This window comes from Streptomyces sp. NPDC006529, assembly GCF_040611795.1.
GTDB lineage: Bacteria > Actinomycetota > Actinomycetes > Streptomycetales > Streptomycetaceae > Streptomyces.
In genome coordinates this window covers 23,401-47,208 of sequence record NZ_JBEXPB010000020.1, presented here as the reverse complement: position 1 = coordinate 47,208, position 23,808 = coordinate 23,401, and the positions used below count along the sequence as shown (strand labels likewise).

Below are 23,808 nucleotides of genomic sequence, written 5' to 3'. Positions count from 1 at the left end.
AGTACCCACCCCGCCAGGCGCCCCCGCGCCCACCCCGGCCCCGAAGGTCCGTTCGCGACCGGGGGCTCGGGGCCTCAGGCGGGCGCGGTGGCTTTCTCGGCCGCGGGTGCCCTGCGCATCGTCCACAGGCTCGGTGCGGCGAACAGCACCACCGTGGCCAGGGTCATCGCCGCCGCCGCCAGCGACAGGACGGTCGCCGTCCCCCAGGAAGCCGCGGCGGCGCCGACGAGGAGGTAGCCCAGCGGGACGGCCAGCCGTTCGCCGATCGAGCTGAACGAACCCAGCCGTCCCAGCAGTTCGTCCGGGAGCTGCTGCTGCATCACGGTGTTCCAGCACACGATCGAGATGTCCACCCCCACCCCCGCCAGGGCCGCGGCGACCGCGATGGCCGGCAGGGGTGCGCGGACGGCCAGCGCCAGCAGGGGAAGCGCCAGGGGCAGGTTGGCGGCCACGCACGCGATCATGATGCGGGACGGTTTCCAGCGCAGCGAGAGCACTCCGCCGAGCACCAGCCCGACCGCGAAGGAGCCCTGCACGATGCCCCACCCGGCCGCGCCGAGGTCCGTGTCGTGGGCGACGACCGGACCCAGCAGCCCGTACCCGCCCAGCCAGAACGCCACGACGAAGGTGCCGGACAGGGTGTAGGACCAGAGCCAGAACCGGCCGCGGAACTCGCTCCAGCCGGTACGGAAGTCGCGTAGTGCGGACCCCCGCGCCGGGACCGGACCGGCGATCCGCAGCCGCCCGTACAGCAGCGCGGCGACGGCGAAACTCGCCGCGTCCCAGGCGAGGGTGAGCTGCGGCCCGACCAGCGCGACCAGGACGCCGCCCACCGCGGGCGCCAGGATGCGGACCAGGTTCGTGGGCAGGCGCACCAGGGCGTTCGCCTGCTGGAGCCGGGACGCCTCGACGAACTGTGGCAGCAGACTGTTCATGGCGGGCGAGGCCAGAGCGGAGGCGCCGCTGGCGACGGCCGCGAACACCGCGACGCGGGCCGTGGTGGCCGCCCCCTGGAACACGAGCAGGGCGACCGTCGCCTGGGTCACGGCCGGTACGAGGTTGCCGATCACGATCAGCCGGCGGCGGGAGAACCGGTCCGCGGCGACCCCGCCGACGAGGAGCAGGATCAGCTGCGGAGCCGTACTGCCCGCGAGGACGACGGCCAGCGAGCCGGGGCGGCCGTCGAAGCCGAGCACGGTGAAGGCGAGGGCGACCGGCGCCATGGCCGAGCCGCTCGCCGAGACGAGGCTCGCGATCAGCAGCGTACGGAACCTCTTGTTCCGAAGCAGGTCGGCAGTGGGGGACGGAGCCATTTCAGATGTCACCCTGCACCAGGGCGTGCAGGTGCATGTCGTGCCATCCGTCCGCGTGGAGCACGGCGCTGCGCATCGTGCCCTCCAGGGCGAAACCGGCCTTGTCCGCCACGCGGCAGGACGCCGGGTTGTCCACCGCGTGCAGCAACTCGACTCGGTGGAGCCCCAGTTCGTCCAGTGCCCAGCGGCTGACGCGCCGGGCGGCCGCCGCGGCGACACCGCCTCCGCGGGCGGCGGGCAGGATCCAGTAGAGGATCTCGGCGGTGCCGGCCGCGAGGTCGATGTCGTTCCACCCGGCCAGCCCGACGGGCGCGCCGCCGCCGCGGGGGACGATCGCCCACAGCGCACCCGACTCGGCCTCCCAGCGCCGCCGCATGCCCTCGATCCGCCCGCGCGCCTCCTCGGGCGTCCAGGTCCCCAGCATGTTCCACAGCCGGACCGACGGATCGAGACCGGCGGCCACCAGTGCGTCCGCGTCGTCCGGCCGCCAGGGGCGCAGCGCGCCGCCGTCGGGCAGGTCGAGTACGGGCTGATCGGTGTGGGCCATCCGGCCTGCGGGAACGACCGGAGGTATCGGCTCGGGGGAGATCATCACGGCATCCTGCCAAAGCGATCAGGTGCGCGCCACCTCCGTTTCCGGGCCCGCCGCCGTCCGCGGCGGCGCCCCGGTCCGCGCCCCGCGCCGGGGGCGGGACCACCCCCGCCCCGGGCCCCTGACGCCGACCGCTGCCGCCGACAGCAGGACCGGGGCGGCCACCAGCGCGAAGCACCATGCCACGGGCAGCCGGCCCACGAGCAGGCCGACGGCGGCGCTGCCGGCCGCCGTGCCGGCGTTGAGCGCGGTGTTGACCCAGGCGCCCGCCCGGACGCGGTGGGCCGGATCGGCCGACTCGTCGGCGACCAGGTAGGCCGTCGTGAGGGCGGGTGCGATGAACACGCCCGCGAGCGCCGCCAGTAGGAGGAGCACGTACACGTCCGGTGCCAGACCCGCCGCGGTCAAGGCCACCGCCAGCGCCGCCGCGATCAGCGGCAGGCGCCGCCGTCCGGGCATCCGCCACGCCACGGCGCCGTACGCCAGCCCCCCGAGCGCGCTGCCCGTAGACAGGGCGGCCAGCACCCACGGCACCGCCCCGGACCGGTGCCGCTGATCGGCGAAGGCCACCACGAGCAGGTCCAGGGCGCCCAGCCCGATCCCCACACCGGCCGAGACGACGACCACACCGAGCAGCCCCGAGGACCACAACCCACCCCGCCCGCGCGCGGGTTGCCCGGCCCCGGACGGTTCTCCGGCCGTCCCCGTTCCGGCGGACCCGCGCGCCGACCGTGCGACGGGGGAGGAGACGAGCGCGAGGGTCCCCACCAGGATCAGCGCCCCACTGGCCGCCAGCCCCGAGGCCGCCCCGGCAACCGGCAGCAGCAGACCGACGAGCAGCGGACCGCTCACGAAGAGCAGTTCCTCGGCGACCCCGTCCAGGCTGTACGCGCGCTGGAGCATCAGGCGGTCGGGCACCAGCGTGCTCCACAGGGCGCGCATCACCGGCCCGAGCGGCGGAGTGCAGCACCCGGCGGCCATCGCCAGGGCCCCGAGGGCGGTCGCCCCGGCGCCTGGGCTCCAGGTCAGCCCGGCCAGGGCCGCCAGCAGCGCCGCGTACGCGCCCGCCATCGGCACCAGGGCCCGCCGCGGCCCGTACCGGTCGACCAGGCGCGCACGGACGGGGGAGAGGGACACGCTCGCCACGCCGAACAGGGCCGTGACCGCGCCCGCCGCGCGGTACGACCCGGTGGCGTCCTTCACGGCGAGCAGCAGGGAGAGGGAGACCATGCCGTACGACAGCCGCCCGAGCAGGGCGGCGCCGAAGGTACGGCAGGCGTGAGGAGCGCGCAGGACAGCGCGATAGGAAGCGAACGGCACGGAGGTATTCCTCTGGAAGGCGGCGCGCACCAGGGCGCCGCGCACGTACGGGGACGCCGGAGGACCGCCCGGGCGGGCGGTCGGTGCGGGGCCCTACGCACAGAGGAGAGACATGCCCGCAGGCTAACAGGTGCCGGGTGGAAGGGGCTTGCACTGGAGTGCGCTCCAACTCCTACAGTGCACCGTCATGACCATGACCTACCGCAGCCTCGGCCGGACCGGCATCCAGGTGAGCGTGCACTGCCTCGGCACCATGATGTTCGGAGCCGTGGGCAACCAGGACCACGACGACTGCGTGCGGATCATCCACGCCGCGCTCGACGAGGGCGTCAACTTCGTCGACACCGCCGACATGTACTCCGCGGGGGAGTCCGAGGAGATCGTCGGCAAGGCCCTGGCGGGCGGCCGCCGGGACGACGTCGTCCTCGCGACCAAGGTCCACTTCCCGATGGGGGATGGGCCCAACCGGAGCGGGAACTCCCGGCGTTGGATCGTCCGGGCCGTGGAGGACAGCCTCCGGCGGCTGAACACGGACTGGATCGACCTCTACCAGGTGCACCGGCCCGACCACACGACCGACATCGAGGAGACCCTGTCCGTCCTGGGCGACCTGGTGCGGGAGGGCAAGATCAGGGCCTTCGGCTGCTCCACCTTCCCGGCCGAGGAGATCGCCGAGGCCCATCACGTCTCCGAGCGGCGGGCGCTGCCGCGGCTGCGGACCGAGCAGCCCCCGTACTCGATCCTGGCACGCGGCATCGAACGCGACGTCCTGCCCACCGCCCTCCGCTACGGCATGGGCGTACTGACCTGGAGCCCGCTGGCCTCCGGATTCCTCAGCGGCAGGTACCGCACCGGCACCCCCGTCGACCTCACCTCGGGCCGCGCCGCGCTGACCCCCGCCCGCTTCGATCCCGCGCTCCCCGGGAACGCGGCGAAGCTGGAGGCGGCGGGGCGGCTGATCGAGCTGGCGGCGGACATCGGGGCCACCCTGCCCGAACTGGCCGTGGCCTTCCCGGCCGTTCACCCGGCGGTCACCTCCGTGATCATCGGACCGCGCACGATGGACCAGCTGCGCTCCCTGCTCAAGGGAGCCTCGCTGACCCTGGACGACGCCGCGCTCGACCGCATCGACGAGATCGTCCCGCCCGGCACCAACCTCTACCACCCGGACGGCGCCTGGCGCTCGCCCGCATTGACGGACCTCGCCCGGCGCCGCCGCCCGGTCGCGGAACGGGCCGCCGGCTGACCGCCCGCCGCCCCGCCGTGATCCCCGGCACCCGCGCGCCGATGGACGCCCGCGCGGGTGCCGGGGATCATGAAGGCGCGCGGGCCCGCCCGGGCCCGCGCCTGCCGCCCCGCCTGGAGGTACGTGTGTCTGCCGCGTCGAGCTATGCGTCCGGAACCGGCGAAGTACCGCTGCTGGGCGACACCATCGGGGAGAACCTCGACCGCACCGTGCGCAGGTTCCCCGGCCGCGACGCCCTCGTCGACATGGCCACCGGCCGCCGGTGGACGTACGCGGAGCTGGCCGCCGATGTCGACGCCGTCGCGCTCGGACTCATGGACCTCGGCATCACCACGGGCGACCGCGTCGGCATCTGGGCCCCGAACCGGGCAGAGTGGACCCTGGTGCAGTACGCCACGGCCAAGATCGGCGCGATCCTCGTCACGGTCAACCCCGCCTACCGCTCGCACGAGCTGGAGTACGTCCTGCGGCAGTCCGGGATCCGGCTGCTCGCCGCGGCCGATCGCTTCAAGACCTCCGACTACGCGGGCATGATCGAGGAAGTCCGGCCGCGCTGCCCCGACCTGGAGACCGTGGTCCTGCTGGACGGACCCTCGTGGTCCTCCCTGCTGGAGCGCGGGCGGGGCGGCGACCGCGCCGAACTGGCCCGCGTTCAGGCCTCCCTGAGCCCGGACGACCCCATCAACATCCAGTACACCTCGGGCACCACGGGCTTCCCCAAAGGGGCGACCCTCTCGCACCACAACATCCTCAACAACGGTTTCTTCGTGGGCGAGTTGTGCCACTACACCGAGGAGGACCGGGTCTGCATCCCGGTCCCCTTCTACCACTGTTTCGGCATGGTGATGGGCAACCTCGCCTGCACCAGCCACGGCGCCGCGATGGTGATCCCCGCCCCGTCCTTCGAGCCGGCCGCCACCCTGGCGGCCGTCCAGGCGGAGGCGTGCACGTCGCTCTACGGCGTCCCGACCATGTTCATCGCCGAACTGGCGGACCCCGCCTTCTCCACCTACGACCTGTCGAGCCTGCGCACGGGGATCATGGCCGGATCGCCGTGCCCGGTCGAGGTGATGCGGGCGGTCATCGCCCGCATGGGGATGGCCGAGGTGTCCATCTGCTACGGCATGACCGAGACCTCACCGGTGTCCACCCAGACCCGCGCCGACGACTCGGTGGAGCGCCGGGTCTCCACCGTGGGCCGGGTGGGCCCGCACCTGGAGGTCAAGGTGGTCGATCCGCACTCCGGCCGCACCCTGCCCCGGGGCGAGCCCGGCGAACTGTGCACCCGCGGCTACTCGGTCATGCTCGGCTACTGGGCCGAGCCCGAGCGGACCGCCGAGGCCATCGACGCCGCCCGCTGGATGCACACGGGCGACCTGGCCGTCATGGACGACGAGGGGTACCTGAGCATCACCGGCCGGATCAAGGACATGGTGATCCGGGGCGGCGAGAACGTCTACCCGCGCGAGATCGAGGAGTTCCTCCACACCCACCCCGACGTGCTGGACGTCCAGGTCATCGGCGTGCCCGACGCGAAGTACGGCGAGGAGCTGATGGCCTGGGTCCGCATGCGCGAGGGGGCCGAGCCGCTGACCCCGGCCGCCGTGCGCGCGTACTGCGCGGGCCGCCTGGCCCACTACAAGATCCCGCGCTACGTCCACGTGATGGAGGAGTTCCCCATGACGGTCACCGGCAAGATCCGCAAGGTCGAGATGCGCGAACGGGCGATCGCCCTGCTGGACGACTCCCTCTGACGGGCGGGCCCGGCACCGCGGTCGGCGGTGCCGGGGCGGTGCCGGGCCGTGCTCCGGGGCCGTCACCCCGCCCGGATCAGCCGCGCGGGGCGGGCGCGGGGAGGGCGGTCGCCGGGCAGCGGGTGTCCCCGGCGGGCAGGACGCCGTCCAGCAGGTACGCCTCGACGTGCGCGTCGACGCACGGGTTGCCGTTCTGGTACTGCCCGTGGTCGCCGCCGTCGACCGTCACCAGCCGGGATCCGGGCAGCGCCCGGTGGGCGCGCACGGCCGCCTCGTAGTACGTCGCCGGGTCCTTCGTCGAGTTGAGCATCAGCGCCGGAGTCAGCCCGGCCCCGGTGACCTCGACGCGCGGGGTCGCCAGGCGCGGCCAGTTCGCGCAGATCGAGGCGAAGGTAAGCGCGCGGGCGCCGACGACGGGATGCTCGCGGGTCTCCTTGCCGCTCTGCTCCAGCCAGAACCGTCCGCTCCTGTTCCACGGGGTGTCCGCGCAGGTGACGGCGAAGTAGTCGGCGACGAAACCGGCGCTCATCAGGTGCTTGAACCGGGCGGCGACCGCCGTCCGGTCCGCGGCGGACGCCTGCTCCGGGTGTTCCAGCACACCGAGGACGGAGGCGAAGGACGTGAAGCGCTGCCCGTTGTACATCGCGTCGCTCGTGGCCACGTCGAGGTGGTTGGCGGTGACCGCGGTGCCCTCGACGACGAGCGGGTGCGCGCTCAGGGCGGCGCGCAGCCGCTCGTAGGACGCCCGCGCCGCGGTGGGCGTGTTCCCCTGGTGGTAGGTGGCGTCGTTCGCCGCGAGCCACGGCAGGAAGTCCTGTTCGTAGCGGCGCTGGAAGCTCATCGGCTGGCCCAGCTGGAACGACTGCCAGGTGCTGGTGAAGTCGACGTTGCTGTCGAGCACGAGCCGCTCCACCCGGCTCGGGAACTCCGTCGCGTAGTACGCACCGAGGAAGGTCGCGTACGACGCCCCGAAGTAGGAGAGCGTGTCCGCGCCCAGCAGCCCGCGGTAGAGGTCCATGTCGTGCGCGGCCTGATCGGTGGTGATGTACGGCAGCAGTCCGCCGGAGTTGCGCTCGCAGTCCCGCACGAAGTCACGGGCGCGCCCCACCGCGGCGGCGAGGGCCCGCGGGGACCGGTCGCGCAGGTCGCCGCTGGAGAAGAGCGCGTCGACCCCGTCCTGATCGGAGCAGACCACCCGGGTACTGGCCCCCACGCCCCGCTGGTCGAAGCTGACGATGTCGTAGGCGGCCGCCAGTTCGGGCCCGTAGGCGGCCAGGGTCGCCGCGCGGCCGGTCCCCGGCGAGCCCGGCCCGCCTGCCGCGGTCATCAGGACCCCGCGCCGCCGCGCGGGGTCCGTGGCGCGGTGGCGGGAGACCTCCACGCGCAGGTCCGGCCCGGCGTCCGGGTGGTACCAGTCCCGCGGCACGGCCATCGACGCGCACTCCAGCGGGCCCGGGGCGCAGGGGTGCCAGTCGAGCCGCTGGGCGCGGTAGCGCTCGGGGACGGGAGGCGCCTCGGCGCGGGCCGTCCCGGAAGCGGCCGCGGGCGCCGCGGCCGCCGCGCCGGCCGCGGCGGCCGGCAGTGCGGCGGCCGCGAGCAGCCCGCACAGGACGGCCGCCGCGGCCCGGCGTACGGGCCGCTTCCTCTTCGTGAACACATGCATGTGGTCTCTCCCCGTCTCTCCCCGTCGGACGTTCTCGGTCGTCCGATCCTCGCCCGCGGGCCGCCCTCGCTTCGATCCCACTGCCACCCCGATCGGCGGTGGCAGTAGTGCCACCCCCGCGTCCCGCCGTCCTCCGCCGATGCCGTGATATCGCGGCCCGTGCGGCATGATCGGGGGATGTCTGATCGCATCATTGCCGCCTGCGACGGGGCGGCGAAGGGGAATCCCGGGCCTGCCGGGTGGGCCTGGGTCATCGCGGACGCCGCGGGCCGGCCGGAACGCTGGGAGTCCGGCGCGCTCGGCCGCGCCACCAACAACGTCGGTGAACTCACCGCGCTCCAGCGGCTCCTGGAGGCCGTGGTGCCGGGGACCTCCATCGAGGTGCGGATGGACTCCCAGTACGCGATGAAGGCCGTGACCCAGTGGCTCCCGGCCTGGAAGCGCAACGGCTGGAAGACGGCGGCCGGAAAGCCGGTGGCCAACCGCGAACTGGTCGAGAGCATCGACGGACTGCTGGCGGAACGCGACGTGGAGTTCCGCTACGTCCCGGCCCACCGGGAGGACGGCGACCACCTCAACGCCATCGCCGACCAGGCCGCCAGCGACGCCGCGGTGACGCAGCAGGCCGCCGGAACGGCTTTCGGCAGCGAGGCCATGCCGGTCCCGGCTCCGGTCCGCAGTGGCCCGGCGCGGCAGAAGGCCGGCGCCCCGGTGAAGCGGACGGCGGCGCCGTCCTCCGGGTCGGCGCCCGGCAGGGCGGCGCGGGCCATCAAGGCCAAGTTCCCCGGCAGCTGCCCGTGCGGGAAGCCCTACGCGGCCGGGGACATGATCGCCAAGCTCGGTGCCCGCTGGGGCCACGCGGACTGCGCCGCCGCGGCCCCGGCCGACGCCGCGACCTGAGCCGGCCACCGACGGCCGCCCGGGCAGAGACCGGCGCGGACAGCACGAAGTCCCGGACCCTGGGGCCCGGGACTTCGTACACTTCGCTTGACCAGCAGGTTCAACGACCCCGCGGCCGCGGGGTTACGGGTGGGTGCCCGCCTGCACCGCAGACGCGCCCTACGCGCCCCGGATCGCCCGCACCAGACCGGCCACCAGGTTCGCCCGCTCGGTCATGGCGTCGATCACCAGGTACTCGTGGTCCGCGTGGGCGCCGCCGCCGACGGCGCCGAGGCCGTCGAGCGTCGGCACGCCGATCGCCGCCGTGAAGTTGCCGTCGCTCCCGCCGCCGACCGCCTTGCCTTCGAGGTGCGGCAGCAGCCGCCGGGCCACCGCGAAGAGCGGCGCCGACGCGGACTCGGGCATCGGGGGGCGGCCCACTGATCCGCGCACCGAGAGCTGCGCCCCCTCCAACCGCGGGGTCAGCGCCGCGAAGGCGGACTCGACCCGCTCCTTCTCCTCGGCGGACTCGACGCGCACGTCCACGGTCACGGTCGCCGCGGCGGGGACGACGTTGTCCAAGGTGCCCGCCGACGCGACCGTGGGGGTGACGGTGGTGCCGAGCCGCGGCCGGCCGAGGGCCGCGATGTCCAGCACCTGGTGTGCGGCTTCGATCAGGGCGTTCACTCCGGCCTCGGGCTCCAGTCCCGCGTGGGACGCCCTGCCCGTGATGGACACCTCGAAGGTGCCGCAGCCCTTGCGGCCGGTCTTCAGCGCCCCGCCGTCGGCGGAGCCCTCGAAGACGAGGACGGCGCCGCAGGCGAGGGCGCGCTCCTCGATCAGGGAGCGGGAGGAGTGGGAGCCGACCTCTTCGTCGGCGGTCACCAGGATCTCGACCCCCGACCGGTCGTCCAGGGCCGCGAGCCCGTGGATCGCCTGCACCAGGCCGCCCAGCATGTCGAAGACGCCGGGACCGGTCGCGCGGCCGTCGGCCACCGTGAACGGGCGGCGTTCCAGGGTGCCGAGCGGGAACACCGTGTCGTGATGGCCGAGGATCAGTACCTTGGGGTCGCCACCGGCGGACCAGTGGACGTGTGGACCGGCCCCCGTCTCGACGAGTACGGCCTGCCCGCCGAGGCGGCTCTCGATGACGGCGGCGACGACCTTCGCCGAGGCGCTCAAGGCGTCGAGATCGCGCGAGGGGGACTCGGTCTCGACGAGTGTCCGCAGGTCTTCGAGCATCGCGTCGACACTCACGGGGACGGTCTTGGGCATCGGCATGCGGCAAGGGTAGCTGGCACGCGCCGGAGGCGGGCCGCCGCCCGTGAGCCGGCGGCCCGTCAGGCCGGTGCCCTCAGGCCGGCACCTCAGACCGGCAGGCCCAGCCCCGCGGCGACCGCGTCGGCCCGCGTATAGAGCGAGACGGGGTACTGGTCGTCGCAGTACTTGTTGCCGGTGGAGACGATGCCGATCACCTTGCCGCCCGCGATCAGCGGCCCGCCGGAGTCGCCGGGGCAGATGCTGTCGTGCCGGCCGGCGCCGGGGACCCCGCACGCCTTGAGGGCGCCCGGTTCCCATGGTTCGGCGTACGGCGCGCACGCCGTGAGCGGTGCCAGCGTCAAGGTGGCCGACTTCAGCCGGGTGGCGTCGGTGCCGGTGGCGGTGCGCCCCCAGCCCGCCGTCTGCGCCGCCCGGCCGGCGGCGTAGAGGGCGCCGTCCTTCGGGCCGGCCACGGGCAGCGGAGCGTAGGGCATCGGCGCCGAGAGGGTGATCACCGCCGCGTCGTAGGTCAGCGTGCTCCGTTCGAACTTCGGGTGGACCTTCACCGAAGCGACGTGCCGGACCGTCCCCTTGGTGCTCGCGAGGGCCGTGCGGCCGCCGATCACCAGCAGGTCGCGGGGTTCGGGAGCGTCCTCGATGCAGTGCGCCGCCGTCAGGACCTTCGTGGGCGCGACGAGGGTGCCGCCGCAGAACTGCCGCCCGTCCGCCGTCTCGATGAGCATCGCGTACGGATGGTCCGCCGCCGTGGCGTTGCGCCCGCCGTGGATGGCCGCGGCCGGGGTCGCGGTGGCCGCGAGACCTGCCACGGCGAGCACGGAAGCGGTGAACGCGGCTGCCGCCGTACGCCTGTTGAACCTGGTCATGTGATCCCCCGTCACACGATGCGCGCCCCGGGGCGCGCACCGTCGTTGGTGTGCCGTCGTCGTGGAGGAGGAGGACGGAAGCGGAGGACCGGTTCCGTCCCGGCGCGCGGCAATCGCGGGACGGAGTCCGGCGGGTGCGCGCCGCGCTCCTACGCGAGGCGGGCCGCGAGCGCCTCCAGGTCGTCCACGAACCAGGCGTCGCGGCCCCGGTTCGCCTCGCGCACGAGGTCCGGCAGCGCCTTGCTCGCCCGCAGGTGGTGCGTGATGTCGCCGACCACGACCAGGCGGACCCGGTAGCTCACGAACTTCTGCAGGATCTCGCCCGCGAGCCCGGTGCTGAGGTCGAAGAAGCGCGCGTCGAACCGCTCCGCGGGGACCGCGACCACCTCCGCCCGGTAGAAGGCGCCGCCGATCAGCTGGTCGAGCGCGTCCTGCGCGGTGGCGATCGGCGCGCCGTCGGCGTCGCAGACCAGGACCGGTACCCCGTGGTGTTCGACGACGGCGTCAGGCACGGGGCGCCTCCTGCCGGGCGTCGGACCGCACGGCGGCGTTCGGCGACGGGAACAGGCCGTTCTCCGGCCCGAGGACCCCGTCGATCAGGTGGAGCAGGTCGGCGGTGTCGGCGACGTTGCCGAGGATCACGATCTTCATGCGGGCCCGCTCCTTGTCGTAGACGGTCTGGACGCGCAGGGCTTGGGGCGTCTCCCGCGGCCCCTGCGCGGCGGCCGTGATGAGGGTGCCCAGCCGGCTCGCCGCCTCCGGGCCGACCGGGTCGAGCTGCACGATGGAGGACACCTCCACGTGCCCGCGCGCGGTGGCGGCGGCCGACGGGGCCGCTTCCGCGCCGGAGGGCGACAGCCTGGTCAGCGCCTCGAAGTCCGCTCGGCTGATCCGGTACTGCTTGCCGATCCGGACGGCCTTGAGCCGGCCGTCGCGCACGTAGTTCCGGACGGTCCGCACGTGGAGCCCCAGGCGCTCGGCGACCTCGCCCACCGAATACAGCTCGCGTTCATCACTCTCCATGAGACTGGAACGTACCGTAAACAACCTTGAAATGGGACTGGAAAGGAAAATGAGGAGTGATGAGGATGAGTGGAGAGCAGTATTCAACGATCGTTTCGGTTGTAGAACCGATCGCTGATCTGATTCAGTGACGAGGCGGCACGGGCGCGGCCCCGTGGGCCGCTTACGGGACAAGTCAGCCAGGAGTGAACGTGAGCGACGAGGAAAGCCCTCATCTGAAGAGCCTGGCGCTTCTCGAGGGACTGATCGAGGAAGCGGAGCTGGACTGGGCCGTGACCCTCGACCCGCAGCCCCTCTCGCGCAGTACCGGCCTGCCCGAGTCGGTGGTCGTGGCGGGCCTGCACCGGCGGCCGCTGCCCGAGACCGACTTCCTCCAACAGGTCACCCAGCGGCTGGAATTCCTGCGGCGCACCCGGATGGGCCCGACGGGCCGGCCGTACACGCAGGCCGAGATAGCGCACGGAGCCGGGCTGACGCCGCAGTGGTTCGGCAGGTTCCTGCGCGGGGAGAAGGCGCCCTCGCTGGAGCACGCGGCCCGGATCGAGGACTTCTTCCAGGTGCCGCGCGGGTTCCTGACGGCCACCCCCTCGCAGGCCCTGGACCGGGCGCTCCGGGAGAGACTGGAGGAGGAACGGGCGCGGCAGCTGGCCGAACTCCAGGACTTCAAGCGCAGGAACCAGCTCAACGGCTTCGCCCTGCGCGGTACCTCGCCCAAGACGCGCGCCGTGATGCAGGCCCTGATCGACTCGATCGAAGAGGACCAGCAGGACGCGTGAGGCGCGGCGCACACGACGCGTGAGGTGGGCTCGGCCGATCGGCACGAGCACGGGAGGACACACCGCACACCGCCGACGAGCGGTGTGCTTTTCAAGGGGTTTCGCGGGTGGGGATCTTCGGCAAGAGGCGACAGCAGCACCAGTTGGAAGAGGAGATGGCGAAGCTGTGCGGCGAGCTGGACGCCGCATTGCGCGGGCCTGCTCCGGCCGATGTGGACGAGCTGTTCGCCAGGGTGGCCGCCCATCTGACCGGGCTGCGCGGCCGCCCGGTCCGGGTGCTGCGCCGCAACTTCCCGCCGGGCCTGTCCGGGCTGTGGCTGGACCGCGAGCACGAGGACGTGATCGTCGTGGTGCGGAGCACGAGCCCCTTCCACTCCCTGGTCATCCTCGGGCACGAGATCTGGCACATGGTCCGCGGGCACTGCGGCACCCACGAACACGGCTCGCAGGCCGCGACCCGGCTGCTGGTGGACGTACTGGGCCCGGGACCGCTCGACCAGGCCATTCTCAGCGTCGCCGCGCGCACGCACGCGGTGCCCGGCGACGAGGCCGAGGCCGAGGCGTTCGGCCGGCGCTTCGGCAGCAGGCTGCGCCGGCACGTGGAACACCACCCCGGCCACCGCCCCCTGAACGGCCCCGGACAGCGGATCCAGTCCTCCCTCGGGGGCTCGGAGGACTGATGCGCAGCGCGCACTACTACGTTCCGGCGGCGGTGCTCGCCCTCGTCTTCCTCGTCAAAGCGCCCGCACTGCTCCGCACCTGGCACAACCCGATGGTCCGGGGGGTCGCCGGGCTGATCCTCCTGATCGGCTCGGGCTTCTTCTTCGCCGCGCCGCCCACCATCGGGTACGTGAACCGGACCACCGGCGTCGACAACTTCTCCGGCCCCCTCGTCTACTCGATCCTCAGCGGGTGCAGCACCCTCGCCATGGTGCTCCTGACCTACTGGCGCAGCGGCTTCGGTGAGACGGTGCGGCGGCAGGTCCGCGGCTGGCTGTGGGGCGGAGCGCTCGTCATCGTGTCGATCGCGGTGCTCTTCGCCTCCGGGGACGCGCCGAGCGAGCGGGTGCGCGACATGGACACCTTCTACGCCACCACCCCGGGCATCCGGGAGATGATCGTCCTCTACCTGCTCTGGCACACCGCGATCCACGCCGCGCTCACCCTCATGTGCCTCAAGTGGCTGGGGGAGACCGGGGGGTGGCTCCGGACCGGTCTGGGCTGCCTCGTCGCCGGTTTCGGACTCGGCGCCTGCTTCGGGGTGGCCAAGGGCGTCGCGCTCGGGGCCCGTTGGTCGGGAGTCGACCTCGACTTCCTGAGCACCGAACTCGCCCCACCCGCGGCGGGCATCGGATCGCTGCTCTGCGCGGCCGGTTTCCTCCTCCCCCAGGGGGAGCGCGCCGCCGCCCTCCTGGGTACCTGGCGGCGCTACCGGGAGCTGGGCCCGCTCTGGCGCGCGCTGCGGGCGATCGCCCCCCAGCCCGACCTGACGCTGGCGCTGCGCAGGCCGTCGCTGGACGAGCGCCTCGCGTACCGCGAGACGGACGTCCACGACCAGCTGATCGCCCTCGCGCCCGCCTGCGACCCCGTCCTCATGACGGAGCGGCAGGACAGCGCGTTGCGTGCGGGGATGGAGCCGGAGCAGGCCCGGTGCGCCGGAGCGGCCGCCATGATCGCCGAGGCGATCGCCGTGGTCGCGGCCCGGGCGCAGGGGGCGGAGGCCGTCGACGAGGGCGAGCGGGCCGCCGGGTTCGAGGCCGTCTCCCTGCTGCTCGCGGGGGGCGGCGCCGCGATCGCCCGGGTCGCGCGGCACTATGGGGTGCTCTCCTCCCGCCGGACGGTGACCACCGGGCCCGCCCGGCTCGCCGTACCCGCACGGAAGGTCGCACGATGAACCGCTCACAAGGCCTCGATTTCTACATACCGGGTGCCTTCCTGGTCGTCATCCTGTGCCTGCGGCTCCCGGCCCTCTGGCGGGACCCGCGCAACGAACTGCTGCGGTCCGTCTGCGCGGTGCTGGCCCTCGCGGTGTGCGTGGACTTCGCCACCGCCATGCCCTCGCTCGTCGCGATCAACCGCTTCACCGGCGTGCCGAACGCCGCCGCGCCGCTCGTCTACTCGTTCCTGACCGCCTTCTGCGGTGCGAGCATCGTGCTGATCATCCGGTGGAACAGCGGTCCGGAGAAAGCCGCGTGGTCGGCCCGGTGGGCGCGGCGCTGCTACCTGGTCACCGGGGTGGTCATCGCCGCGATCAACGTCCTGTTCGTGCTGGGCGACGCGCCGGTGGAGCGGCTCGTGGACATGGACACCTACTACGCGAACACGCCCTACATCCGCGAGATGCTCCTGCTCTACCTGCTGGCCCACACGGCGAACGGGATCATCGTCACGTGCCTGTGCTGGGTGTGGGCCAGGCAGGTGCACGGCGCCCTGCGCGGCGGGCTGATCCTGATCTGCATCGGGCACCAGTTCAACCTGGTCTACGACGGGCTGAAGTTCGTCGCGATCGGATCCCGCTGGCTCGGTCACGACCGGGACTACCTCAGCGCAGGCCTGGCGCCCGTCGTCGCCTCGATGTCGGTGGTCCTCATCGGTGGCGGCTTCGTACTGCCCCTGGTCTCCCAGCGGTTCACCAACCACCTCGACCTGTGGCGGAGGCTGCGCCGACTGCGTCCCCTGTGGAGGGAGTTGAGCGCGGCGACCCGGCACACGAGGGAACTCGCCGAGGGTCCGCGGGCCTCCATCGAGCTGCGCGTGACCCAGCTGGAAGCCGACATACACGACGGGATCCTCACCGTGAGCCCGTACCTGGACGCCTGTGTACGGCAACGGGCCCTGGCCCGGGCGCGGGAGACGGTCGGGTGCCCCGAGGAAGCAGCGGCCGTCGCGGACGCGGCCGCGCTCGCGCACGCGGTGGTCGCGTGGGCATGGCGCGTCCCCTTGCCCGACGGCGCCGACCCGCTGCGCCAGAACCACCGCTCCGTCCTCGTCTCGCCCGACGACCCCTCCGGGCTGGTGCGGATGTCCCGGGCGCTGTCCACGGACGTCGTGCGGTCCTTCCGCGAAGCGGCAGCGCTGCGGCACACCCCCGATATACCGGTGCCGCAACGCCAGCCGTCTCCTGCCGGAGAGCTTCCTCCCCGGGCTTCTGTGCCACTAGAACAGATGGATGATCGATTGCGCAAGTGAAACGATCCTTGAGTGGCAGCTCCCGGTAGCTCCTCGTCCGCTAGGGGTGGATTCGCGTGGCTGTCCCTCTGAAACCGCCGCTGGTCAGGCACTTGACCTACTGAAGGGTTTCATCCGGCAGGGCCGAGGCGGTCGTCCACAGGTTCGTCGGGGGAAACGATCGTTGATGGGCGGTCAGTCAGCTGATCTGCCACAGCTGGCCGCCGGGAGCGCCCGACGGCTGCTGTGTGACGGGGGAGCCGTCCGCCGCGGAGGCCGTCGTGAGCAGCAGCCCGCTCTTCTTGCCGGCCACGGAGTAGTCGCCGCCGCCGCGTGCGGTGAGCAGCCAGCGCTGGCTGTCGCCGCCGGTGCAGGTGGCCTGGACGACGGCCGCGCCCGCCGTGGAGGAGCCGCCGGACACGTCCGCGCAGAGGTGCGAGGCGGCGTTGGTCAGCGTGTAGCTGCCGTCGGCGGTGAGATCGAACCGCCATTGCTGGTTCGGGCCGCCGTGCGGGCTCCAGGTGATCAACTGGGTTCCGGAGGCGGTGGAACTCCCCGGGTCGTCGAGCGCCTTTCCTCCGGTGGTGAGGGTCCGGGTGCCGGTGAGCGCGCCGCCGTACACCTCGAACTCGTAGAGGGAGTAGCCGTAGGCGGTGCCCCGCTGGGTCGCGGACAGCCGGATGTGGCGCCCGGATCCGGAGAGGCCCGTCAGGTCCTGGACCCCGCCGGTTCCCGTCGTGGTCGTGTACACGGTGCGCCAAGCGGCGCCGTCGTCCGAGAGCTGGATCTGGAAGGCCTTGCCGTACGCCGCCTCCCAGCGCAGCACCACGCGGCTGACCGCCTGGGTGGAGCCGAGGTCGACCTGGAGCCACTGCGGGTCGGCGTAGGCGCTCGACCAGCGGGTGGCGGGGTCACCGTCCGTCGCCGCGGCCGCCGGGAAGCCGGTCGTCTCGGTGCTGGAGGCGGTGGTCGGGCGGTTGCGGGCGAGGTTACCCGGCTGGGCGAGCCCCGGCCAGGCGGGGTTGTGCCCGATCGCGGTCGTGAGCGTGGTGAAGGCGGCGTAGGAGCTTACCGGCTTCGGGGAACCCCAGGTCTGCTGGGCGAGCGCCCGCAGCGGGCTCATGATGCCCGCGGCGATCTGCGCCTCGGTCTCGGCGCCGGGGTTGTCGCACCACACGTGGAGGAGCGAGCCCGGGTTCACCGCCGGGTCGGTGAGGGTCGCGCCGCCTTCGAAGCGGTCGGGCGTCCAGGTCTCGTACATCCACTTGGTGTCGGGCTTGGCGCCGCCGAGCACGTAATAGGTGGGTGTCCAGGACTCGTTGGCGACCTTGTGCCCGGCCGAGGCCAGCTGCTGGGGCGTGAGGCCGTAGCTGTACCAGTACTCGACGAGGATCCCCGCGTGCGGGGTGAGGGTGCCGTCACCGGACTTGATGCCGTCGTTCCACATCCGGGTGGTCTTGCCGCCCGCCCGGACCAGGTCGTCGGCCCAGTTCACGAAGCCGTAGTAGGTGTCCTTGGCGGTGGCGTTCGCGCCGTAGTGGGCGCGGGCGTAGCCGAGCAGTTGGGGGTACTGGGCGTAGTCGGTGACGTATTCGTCGGCGCCGATGTGCCAGTACGCGGCCGGGAAGAGCGGCAGGTACTCGGTGACCAGGTCCTTGATCAGGGCGTACGAAGCGGGCAGTGACAGGTCGATGAAGTCGGCGCTGACGGCGCCCGAGGAGCTCTTGAGCTTCAGCTCGGGGTGCGCGGCCAGAACCGGGTTCATGTGTCCGGGGGTGTCGATCTCCGGCACGATCGTGACGTGGTACTTCTGCCCGAGCGCGACCAGGTCCGCGATGTCCTGCTTGGTGTAGTGGTCGGCGGAGACGATCTCGGGGTGCGTGGCGCTCTCCAGCCGGAAACCGAAGGTGTCCGACAGGTGGAAGTGGAAGTAGTTGAGCTTGAGGTAGGCCAGTTCCCTGATGTGCTGCTTGACCCAGTCGACGGTGAAGAACTTCCGCCCCTGGTCGATCATCAGCCCGCGCTCGGCCTTGGCCGGCCAGTCCACGGCGGTCCCGGCAGGGATCGAGGAGGACTGGTGCAGGAGCTGGAGGACGCTGCGCGTGCCGTAGAAGGCTCCGGTGTCGGTCCCGGCCCGGACCGAGAGGGCCGCCGCGACGGTCATCCGGTACCCCTCGGCGGGCAGGGTGGTGTCTCCGAGGGCCAGCGCGATGTCGCCGGGGGAGGCGCTGCCGGTCACGACGGCCACCGGACGGCCGGCGAGCGCCCCCAGGTCCTCCGCCAGCGTCGCCGCCTCGTCGGCGAGCTGCGCCGAGGCGGCCGGGTCGACGACGATCCGGCTGCCGGCGGTGAAGGTGTACGCGCCGGTGCCGGCCGTCCACTGCCGCAGTGCCGGAACGGTCTGGGGCGGCCCCGCGGCGGCCTGCGCGGGCGTGGCGGTGGCGCCGGGCAGGGAGAGGGCGGCGGCGGCCAAGGCGGCGGCGGTCAACAGGCGGAGCAGGCGCATCGTGAGTCCCCAAGCGGTGGGAGGGAAGCGGAATGCGGGGTGCGGGCACAGTGCAGCGCAGCGCCGCGTCCATGTCAATAGATGCTCGAAACCACCTGGTTGCACGCACGATCGCGCACGCGGCCACCGTCGCACGGGCGGGCCGGGGGCCGCCCAGGGGGGTTGCCCGCGTGGTGATCGTGGTGTTGGCTGCTGGGGCCGCGGGATGCCGCTGACGCCGCGTCACCCGGTGAATTCCGTACCGTTCAGGCGGCCTTACCCGGGCACGCCGTGACCTTGAAGCCGAGGCCGCGCATGACCGTGCCCGCACCGACCTCCCCCGCTGCGGACGCCCTGGCCGCCCGCCACCGCCTGGGCGCGCTGGAACACACCTTCCGCCCCGCGACCGAACTCGGCGTCCACGAGAAGTACCGGATCTGGTTCGTCATCGGCTCCCTGGTGGGCATCGCCGCGCTGCTGGGCGGCGGGGCGCTGTTATGGGTGAAGGTGCACTGGGGGCTCGCGATATTCCCGTTGTGGATCGGCCTGCTGGCCGCCGGGGCGGCCCTGCGCAGCCCGCTCTTCCGCCGGGACCTGGCGTCCAAGTGCCTGCACCTCTACGAGCACGGGCTGATCGTGAACTCCACCGGCCGCTCCCTGTTCGCGGTGCGCTGGGAACGGGCCGTGCTCTACCAGGAGACCGTCCAGGAAGTGATCAACTACAAGGGCACGCAAACGCCGTTCCGGAGCTCGCACGTCTCCCTTCTCGTGGCGCCGGGCGGGGACCGGGTACAGATCACGGACGTCTACGGGGGATCGGCCACCTGGGCGCCGCTGATCGCGGAGGCCGTCGCCCGGGCCCAGGTGGAGAAGGTGTGGAAGCTCGTGCGGGAGGGCGGGACGGTCGGCTTCGGGCCGTTGCAGCTGTCCGGCAGCGGAGTTGTTTACGCATCCCAGGGGTTGCTGCCCTGGAGCGAGGTCAGCGAGATCGCCGTCCGCGGCGGCATGGTCTGCGTCTGGCGCACCGGCCAGAGCAAGGCGTGGAGCGCTCCGCAGGCCCAGAAGGTGCCGAACCTCCTCGTCTTCCTGACCATCGCCGACAACCTCCGCCGCCGGTAGGCGACGTCACGGTGCGTCGTCCCGGCGCCGCGCCTCCCCGCTCAGGGCAGGACGTGCCGGGCGACGAAGCGGCCGTCGGCGAACTCGATCGCGAAGGTGACCTGTTGCTCCTCGGACAGGGTGCGCGGCTCGGACGCGATGTCGGCGCGTTCGACGTAGACGGTGTCCTGGGAGCCGCAGGGCACGAGGAACCCGTACCCGCGGTCCTTGTTGTAGGTCTGGACGAACCCCGTCACCCGGTCTCCGGTCCCGTCCGCGGCCATGCCGTCCATGCAGCCTCCTGGGCGTCGGGGCCGCGTCCGCGTGCCCGAAGCGGCGTGTGCGCTCCACGGTGGGCCGTCCGGGTGCGATGCGCGCGCCGGACGGGGCAGCCGGGTGACCCCGGCGGGAGACCGACGACCCGCCTCAGCCCCGCACCAGCCCCGCCAGCACCGCGCGCGCCGCGATCTCGCCCTCCTCGTAGGCGTGTGCCCGCGCCTCGCTGATCGCGTCGTCCAGCTGGCGCAGCGCCTCGGCCGTACGGCCCGTCGCGGCCAGCGCCTCCCCGTACAGGGTGCGCAGCACCACGCGCCGCGGAGCGGAGAGCGGCGGTGCGGCCAGGGCCAGGCCCCGGGCCGCGTGGCGGGCGGCCTCGTCGGGCTCGCCCGCGGCGATGAGGTGCTGGGTGAGGTGCTGGTGGGCCAGGGTGACCGTCTCGGTCCGCCCGGCCTCCTCGGCCAGGGCCAGACCCCGCACGAGCAGCTCCCGGGCCCGCTCCGGGGTACCGCGCCGGGTGAGCGCGACGGCGAGGTTGATCCGGGCGACGGCCTCCCCGGCCCGGTCACCGGCCCGCGCCGCGAGGCCGGGGGCGCGTTCGAGGTGGCCCAGGGCCTCCTCGGACCTGCCCTCCTCGGCGAGCACCCAGCCCAGCAGGGACCGGGCGCGCGACTGTGCGGCGGGGTCGCCGTCGCGTTCGGCGCAGGCCAGGCCCTGTTCGAGGAGCGGCAGCCAGCCGTCGCGGACCTGCCACACGATCAGCGGCCACTGCAGGAGGACCAGGCGCCAGGCACGGTCGTGCAGGCCCGCCGCGGCGGCCGCGTCGACCGCCCCGCGCAGGGTGTCCCGCTCGGCGGAGTACCAGGCGAGCGCGCTCGTACGGTCCGCGAACGCCCGGATCACGCCGGCGGGCCGCGCGTCGGCGGGCAGCGGGCAGCACGGCTCGCTGCCGGGCTCCGCGGCGGCGCTCGCGGCGAGGAGCGTGTGCAGCCAGTGGTCGAGGAGCCGCAGCAGCCCCTCGGCGTCGTGTCCGGGTGTCAGACTGCGGGCGTAGAGGCGGACCAGGTCGTGCAGGACGTACCCCCGCGGACCCGCCTCGACGACCAGCTGGGCGGCGGCCAGCTGGTCCAGCGCCACGGCGGCCTCAGCGGGCGGACAGTCGGCGAGCACGGCGGCCGTACAGGTGTCGAGGGTGGCGCCGGTGTGCGGGCCGAGCCGCCGGAACATCCGCCGGGCCGGTTCGGGAAGCTGCCGCACGGTCAGGCCGAGGGCCGCGCCGACCCCGGTGTCCTCGACGTTGAGCAGCTCCAGCCTGCGGTGCTCGTCGGAGAGTTCCCGCGCGAAGGCGGCCAGGCCCTGGTGCGGGCGGGTGGCGAGCCGGGCCGCCGCCACCCGCAGGGCCAGCGGCAGGCCGTCGCAGAGCGCGGCGAGCCGCGTCGCGGCCTCGGGTTCGGCGGCGACGGCGTCCCGGCCCAGGACGGCCGCGAGGAGCGCGGTGGACTGCGCGGTGCGCAGCGCGGTGAGCGGGACCGGACGCGCAGCGTCCGAGGCCACGAGGCCGCCGAGCCGGTCCCGGCTCGTGACGACGGTGACGCAGCGCTCCCCGCCGGGCAGCAGCGGACGGATCTGCCCGGACGCGTGTGCGTTGTCCAGGACGATCAGCATCCGCCGGGCGGCGGTCAGTTCGCGGTAACGGGCGCCCAGGGCCTCGGGGGAGTCGGGCATCTGCTCGGCGGGCAGGCCGAGGGCGAGCAGGAACTCGCGGAGCACGGCGCTCGCCCCGCGGGTCGGGAGGGTGCTGTAGCCGTGCAGGTCGACGAAGAGCCGGCCGTCGGGGAAGTCCGCGCCCCGCTGGTGCGCCCAGTGCAGGGCCAGCGCGGTCTTTCCGACCCCGGCGCTGCCCGTGATGAGGGCGACGGCGCCGGGGGCGGCCGCCGCGGCCCGGTCGAGCGCCGCCAGCTCGCTCTCGCGCCCGGTGAAGGCGCGGGGGCGGCGGGGCAGGAGCTGGGGGCACGGGACGGCCCCTGCCGCCGCGGTCGTGGTGGGTACTGGTACCGGTACGGGGTGCGCATCGGGGGCAGCCGCGGTCACGGTGGCGGTGGCCGGGACCGCGACCGCGGCGGGCGGCGGGGGATCGGCGCGCAGCAGAGCGGTGTACGCGTCGGTGAGCACTGCTCCGGGGTCGACCCCGAGCTGATCGGCGAGCAACCGTCGGGTGCGCTGGAACCAGTCCAGCGCGTCCGCCTGCCGCCCCGCCGCCCCCAGGGCCCGCATCAGCGCGGCGATCAGCGGCTCCCGCAACGGGTGCGCGACGGCCTCGGCGCCCAGGACGGCCGCCGCCGTGGCGTGCTCCCCGAGGAGCGCGTGCGCCGCGGCCAGCTCCTCCACCGCAGTGAGCCGCAGCTCCTCCAGGGCGTTCGCGGCGTGTTCCAGCAGCGGGCTGTGCACCGTCCCGGAGAGCGCGGGCCCCTGCCACAGCGCCAGCGCCTCCCGGAGCAGCGGCACGGCCTCGCGCGGCGCGTCCGCGGCCCGCGCGAGCCGGAGCAGCTCCTCGAAGCGGTGCGAGTCCACCAGTGTTTCGGGCACCCGCAGCAGGTACGCCGCCCCGTGCGTGCGGAGTTCGACGCCGTACCCGGCCGCTCCGTGCGCGGCCAGCAGGGACCGCAGCTGGGAGACGTGGCCCTGCACCACGGTGCGGGAGTGCCGCGGCGGTTTTTCGTGCCACAGCGCCTCGGTCAGCCGGTCGACGGCGACGGCCGCGTTGGCGCAGCGCACCAGCACGGCCAGCAGACTGCGGCGTTTGGCCGGGCCGAGGGGGAGCGGCTCCCCGTGCTCCGTCACCACGGCCACGGGCCCCAGCACGCGGAACTCCATTGAATCGCCACCCTGTTCAGCGTTGTGAGCCCCGGGCCGAGCATACGTCGGACCATTTCGGGACATGAGTGAGTACCCGGCCAATCGGCTCCCCTCCACCGGCCGGCCTGCTATCTGCCGCGCGTCCCGCGCCGCGTTAGCGGTGCGTTAGGACGACGTTGGCGGGCGGTGGGAGTCTCCTGGCAGCCGGGTGTTCCGCGTCGGGCCGCCACGGCTCCCATGCAGGGGATGGGAGCCATGGCGCCCGACGCGCATGCCGGGCGGTGCCCGGCGGCCCGCCCGGCCCCCGGTCCGTTCCCCAGGACGCGCCCCGGGGCACCGGCGCCGGCGTAGCGCCTCATCCCGCGAGCGGGTACATGGACCCGCGGCGGCCCTCCGGCGAGGTCAGCCACTCCAGCTTCTCGGCGGTGTCCGTGCCCGGCAGGGGAGTGTGCAGGATGATGGCCAGATCCGGGCGGGCCGGCACGCGCAGCTGCGTGGACTCGACGAACAGGGTGCCCACCGCGGGGTGCTCGAACTCCTTCTGCATCTGACCGCCCGGCTCGATGTCCCGACGCTCCCACAAGGACGCGAAGAGCGGGCTGCGCTCCTTGGCCTCCTCGACGACCGCACGGAACCCGTCGTCGTCGGGCGACTCCGAGCACGCGGCCCGGAACTGCGCCACCACGCTGGCCGCGATCTCCTCCCAGTGCGTGCTGCGCGCCTGGTAGAGGGGGTCGGTGAAGAAGGCGATCAGGCAGTTCTGCACGATTTCGGGCCGCATGCCGAGCACCATCGCCGCCGCGTCGTTGTACATCACGGTGTTCCAGTAGACGTCCATGATGTGCGCGGGAAAGGGCATCCACGCGTCGATCAGCCGCTTGAGTCCGTCACACATGGTGCGCGCGGAGGGGGCGACCTTCGGCGCCGGCGGGTTGAGCCCCGCCAGGACGTACAGGTGCCGCTGCTCGGCGCTGGTCAGCTTCAGGACCCGGCCCACCGCGTCGAGGACCTGCGGGGACACCGTGATGTCGCGGCCCTGCTCCAGCCACTGGTACCAGGACACCCCCACCCCGGCGAGCACGGCGACCTCTTCCCGGCGCAGGCCCGGCGTGCGGCGGCGGGCGCCGCCGTCCGGCAGGCCCGCCTCGCGAGGGGTGATCCTCGCCCGTCTGCTCATCAGGAATTCGCGCAGCTCGGAACGCCGGTGCTGGTCGA

Annotated in this window: 20 protein-coding genes; 8 read left to right on the top strand and 12 right to left on the bottom strand. The window is 73.4% G+C overall.

Annotated features, from left to right (window positions below; all coding sequences use genetic code 11):
* Positions 1–74: 74 nt before the first annotated feature.
* The 3 genes from ABZY31_RS16465 to ABZY31_RS16455 are packed head-to-tail and all read right to left on the bottom strand — an operon-like array spanning position 75 to position 3,225.
* Positions 75–1,313 carry an MFS transporter gene (locus ABZY31_RS16465; protein ID WP_356410397.1) on the bottom strand — a complete coding sequence of 413 codons (1,239 nt, stop codon included), beginning with the start codon at positions 1,311–1,313 and terminating at the stop codon, positions 75–77.
* Between the two features lies 1 nt (position 1,314).
* On the bottom strand, positions 1,315–1,905 hold the full coding sequence (locus ABZY31_RS16460) for a GNAT family protein (RefSeq protein ID WP_356410394.1): 591 nt from the start codon (positions 1,903–1,905) through the stop codon (positions 1,315–1,317).
* A 21-nt stretch (positions 1,906–1,926) separates the two neighbouring features.
* Entirely contained in the window at positions 1,927–3,225 is a 1,299-nt protein-coding gene (locus ABZY31_RS16455; protein WP_356410391.1) for an MFS transporter, read from the bottom strand.
* Between the two features lie 193 nt (positions 3,226–3,418).
* On the opposite strand from ABZY31_RS16455, the gene ABZY31_RS16450 reads away from it, so the two are divergent.
* Entirely contained in the window at positions 3,419–4,471 is a 1,053-nt protein-coding gene (locus ABZY31_RS16450) for an aldo/keto reductase (RefSeq protein WP_356410540.1), read from the top strand.
* A 113-nt stretch (positions 4,472–4,584) separates the two neighbouring features.
* A complete protein-coding gene (locus ABZY31_RS16445; protein ID WP_356410538.1) occupies positions 4,585–6,225 on the top strand; it encodes an AMP-binding protein in 1,641 nt (546 codons plus the stop codon).
* 76 nt (positions 6,226–6,301) lie between these two features.
* Here the strand turns inward: ABZY31_RS16445 and ABZY31_RS16440 are convergent, their stop codons facing one another.
* The gene (locus tag ABZY31_RS16440) at positions 6,302–7,888 is read right to left on the bottom strand and encodes an alpha/beta hydrolase (protein WP_356410388.1); all 1,587 of its coding nucleotides are present in this window, start codon (positions 7,886–7,888) and stop codon (positions 6,302–6,304) included.
* Positions 7,889–8,065: 177 nt separating this feature from the next.
* Between ABZY31_RS16440 and ABZY31_RS16435 the strand changes: the two genes are divergently transcribed.
* On the top strand, positions 8,066–8,788 hold the full coding sequence (locus ABZY31_RS16435) for a ribonuclease H (RefSeq protein WP_356410385.1): 723 nt from the start codon (positions 8,066–8,068) through the stop codon (positions 8,786–8,788).
* Between the two features lie 159 nt (positions 8,789–8,947).
* Here the strand turns inward: ABZY31_RS16435 and ABZY31_RS16430 are convergent, their stop codons facing one another.
* The 4 genes from ABZY31_RS16430 to ABZY31_RS16415 form a co-directional block, all read right to left on the bottom strand.
* A complete protein-coding gene (locus ABZY31_RS16430) occupies positions 8,948–10,048 on the bottom strand; it encodes a M20 family metallopeptidase (RefSeq protein ID WP_356410382.1) in 1,101 nt (366 codons plus the stop codon).
* Between the two features lie 86 nt (positions 10,049–10,134).
* Positions 10,135–10,911, bottom strand: a complete 777-nt coding sequence (locus ABZY31_RS16425) for a serine protease (RefSeq protein ID WP_356410379.1) — start codon at positions 10,909–10,911, stop codon at positions 10,135–10,137.
* Between the two features lie 149 nt (positions 10,912–11,060).
* Positions 11,061–11,423 carry a DUF4180 domain-containing protein gene (locus ABZY31_RS16420; RefSeq protein WP_356410376.1) on the bottom strand — a complete coding sequence of 121 codons (363 nt, stop codon included), beginning with the start codon at positions 11,421–11,423 and terminating at the stop codon, positions 11,061–11,063.
* The gene (locus ABZY31_RS16415) at positions 11,416–11,934 is read right to left on the bottom strand and encodes a helix-turn-helix domain-containing protein (protein ID WP_356410373.1); all 519 of its coding nucleotides are present in this window, start codon (positions 11,932–11,934) and stop codon (positions 11,416–11,418) included. The genes ABZY31_RS16420 and ABZY31_RS16415 overlap by 8 nt, the downstream gene beginning before the upstream one ends.
* A gap of 191 nt (positions 11,935–12,125) precedes the next feature.
* On the opposite strand from ABZY31_RS16415, the gene ABZY31_RS16410 reads away from it, so the two are divergent.
* The 4 genes from ABZY31_RS16410 to ABZY31_RS16395 all read left to right on the top strand — a co-directional run bounded on the left by ABZY31_RS16410 (position 12,126) and on the right by ABZY31_RS16395 (position 15,899).
* A complete protein-coding gene (locus ABZY31_RS16410; protein WP_356410370.1) occupies positions 12,126–12,710 on the top strand; it encodes a helix-turn-helix transcriptional regulator in 585 nt (194 codons plus the stop codon).
* A 107-nt stretch (positions 12,711–12,817) separates the two neighbouring features.
* Entirely contained in the window at positions 12,818–13,390 is a 573-nt protein-coding gene (locus ABZY31_RS16405; RefSeq protein ID WP_356410367.1) for a toxin-antitoxin system, toxin component, read from the top strand.
* Positions 13,390–14,604: an MAB_1171c family putative transporter gene (locus tag ABZY31_RS16400; protein ID WP_356410364.1), complete on the top strand. Its 1,215-nt coding sequence runs from the start codon at positions 13,390–13,392 to the stop codon at positions 14,602–14,604. Before ABZY31_RS16405 ends, ABZY31_RS16400 begins: the two co-directional genes overlap by 1 nt.
* The gene (locus tag ABZY31_RS16395; protein WP_356410361.1) at positions 14,601–15,899 is read left to right on the top strand and encodes an MAB_1171c family putative transporter; all 1,299 of its coding nucleotides are present in this window, start codon (positions 14,601–14,603) and stop codon (positions 15,897–15,899) included. The genes ABZY31_RS16400 and ABZY31_RS16395 overlap by 4 nt, the downstream gene beginning before the upstream one ends.
* Before the next feature lie 178 nt (positions 15,900–16,077).
* Here ABZY31_RS16395 and ABZY31_RS16390 read toward each other — a convergent pair whose 3' ends face one another.
* Positions 16,078–18,384: a family 20 glycosylhydrolase gene (locus ABZY31_RS16390; protein WP_356410358.1), complete on the bottom strand. Its 2,307-nt coding sequence runs from the start codon at positions 18,382–18,384 to the stop codon at positions 16,078–16,080.
* Between the two features lie 294 nt (positions 18,385–18,678).
* On the opposite strand from ABZY31_RS16390, the gene ABZY31_RS16385 reads away from it, so the two are divergent.
* The gene (locus ABZY31_RS16385; RefSeq protein WP_356410355.1) at positions 18,679–19,482 is read left to right on the top strand and encodes a DUF6585 family protein; all 804 of its coding nucleotides are present in this window, start codon (positions 18,679–18,681) and stop codon (positions 19,480–19,482) included.
* 41 nt (positions 19,483–19,523) lie between these two features.
* On the opposite strand, the gene ABZY31_RS16380 is transcribed toward ABZY31_RS16385, so the two are convergent.
* The 3 genes from ABZY31_RS16380 to ABZY31_RS16370 all read right to left on the bottom strand — a co-directional run bounded on the left by ABZY31_RS16380 (position 19,524) and on the right by ABZY31_RS16370 (position 23,770).
* A complete protein-coding gene (locus ABZY31_RS16380) occupies positions 19,524–19,754 on the bottom strand; it encodes a cold shock domain-containing protein (RefSeq protein WP_356410352.1) in 231 nt (76 codons plus the stop codon).
* A gap of 133 nt (positions 19,755–19,887) precedes the next feature.
* Complete coding sequence (locus ABZY31_RS16375; protein ID WP_356410349.1) at positions 19,888–22,611, bottom strand: BTAD domain-containing putative transcriptional regulator; 2,724 nt, start codon at positions 22,609–22,611, stop codon at positions 19,888–19,890.
* A gap of 337 nt (positions 22,612–22,948) precedes the next feature.
* A complete protein-coding gene (locus ABZY31_RS16370; protein WP_356410535.1) occupies positions 22,949–23,770 on the bottom strand; it encodes a helix-turn-helix transcriptional regulator in 822 nt (273 codons plus the stop codon).
* Positions 23,771–23,808: the final 38 nt, after the last annotated feature.

What these genes read in the sequence shown, in the direction of transcription:
- ABZY31_RS16385 (WP_356410355.1), top strand. Translation starts at nt 18,679, where the DNA reads ATGACCGTGCCCGCACCGACCTCCCCCGCTGCGGACGCCCTGGCCGCC.
- ABZY31_RS16450 (WP_356410540.1), top strand. Translation starts at nt 3,419, where the DNA reads ATGACCTACCGCAGCCTCGGCCGGACCGGCATCCAGGTGAGCGTGCAC.
- ABZY31_RS16430 (WP_356410382.1), bottom strand. Translation starts at nt 10,048, where the DNA reads ATGCCGATGCCCAAGACCGTCCCCGTGAGTGTCGACGCGATGCTCGAA.
- ABZY31_RS16400 (WP_356410364.1), top strand. Translation starts at nt 13,390, where the DNA reads ATGCGCAGCGCGCACTACTACGTTCCGGCGGCGGTGCTCGCCCTCGTC.
- ABZY31_RS16390 (WP_356410358.1), bottom strand. Translation starts at nt 18,384, where the DNA reads ATGCGCCTGCTCCGCCTGTTGACCGCCGCCGCCTTGGCCGCCGCCGCC.
- ABZY31_RS16465 (WP_356410397.1), bottom strand. Translation starts at nt 1,313, where the DNA reads ATGGCTCCGTCCCCCACTGCCGACCTGCTTCGGAACAAGAGGTTCCGT.
- ABZY31_RS16380 (WP_356410352.1), bottom strand. Translation starts at nt 19,754, where the DNA reads ATGGACGGCATGGCCGCGGACGGGACCGGAGACCGGGTGACGGGGTTC.
- ABZY31_RS16370 (WP_356410535.1), bottom strand. Translation starts at nt 23,770, where the DNA reads ATGAGCAGACGGGCGAGGATCACCCCTCGCGAGGCGGGCCTGCCGGAC.
- ABZY31_RS16375 (WP_356410349.1), bottom strand. Translation starts at nt 22,611, where the DNA reads ATGGAGTTCCGCGTGCTGGGGCCCGTGGCCGTGGTGACGGAGCACGGG.
- ABZY31_RS16435 (WP_356410385.1), top strand. Translation starts at nt 8,066, where the DNA reads ATGTCTGATCGCATCATTGCCGCCTGCGACGGGGCGGCGAAGGGGAAT.
- ABZY31_RS16415 (WP_356410373.1), bottom strand. Translation starts at nt 11,934, where the DNA reads ATGGAGAGTGATGAACGCGAGCTGTATTCGGTGGGCGAGGTCGCCGAG.
- ABZY31_RS16395 (WP_356410361.1), top strand. Translation starts at nt 14,601, where the DNA reads ATGAACCGCTCACAAGGCCTCGATTTCTACATACCGGGTGCCTTCCTG.
- ABZY31_RS16425 (WP_356410379.1), bottom strand. Translation starts at nt 10,911, where the DNA reads ATGACCAGGTTCAACAGGCGTACGGCGGCAGCCGCGTTCACCGCTTCC.
- ABZY31_RS16440 (WP_356410388.1), bottom strand. Translation starts at nt 7,888, where the DNA reads ATGCATGTGTTCACGAAGAGGAAGCGGCCCGTACGCCGGGCCGCGGCG.
- ABZY31_RS16460 (WP_356410394.1), bottom strand. Translation starts at nt 1,905, where the DNA reads ATGATCTCCCCCGAGCCGATACCTCCGGTCGTTCCCGCAGGCCGGATG.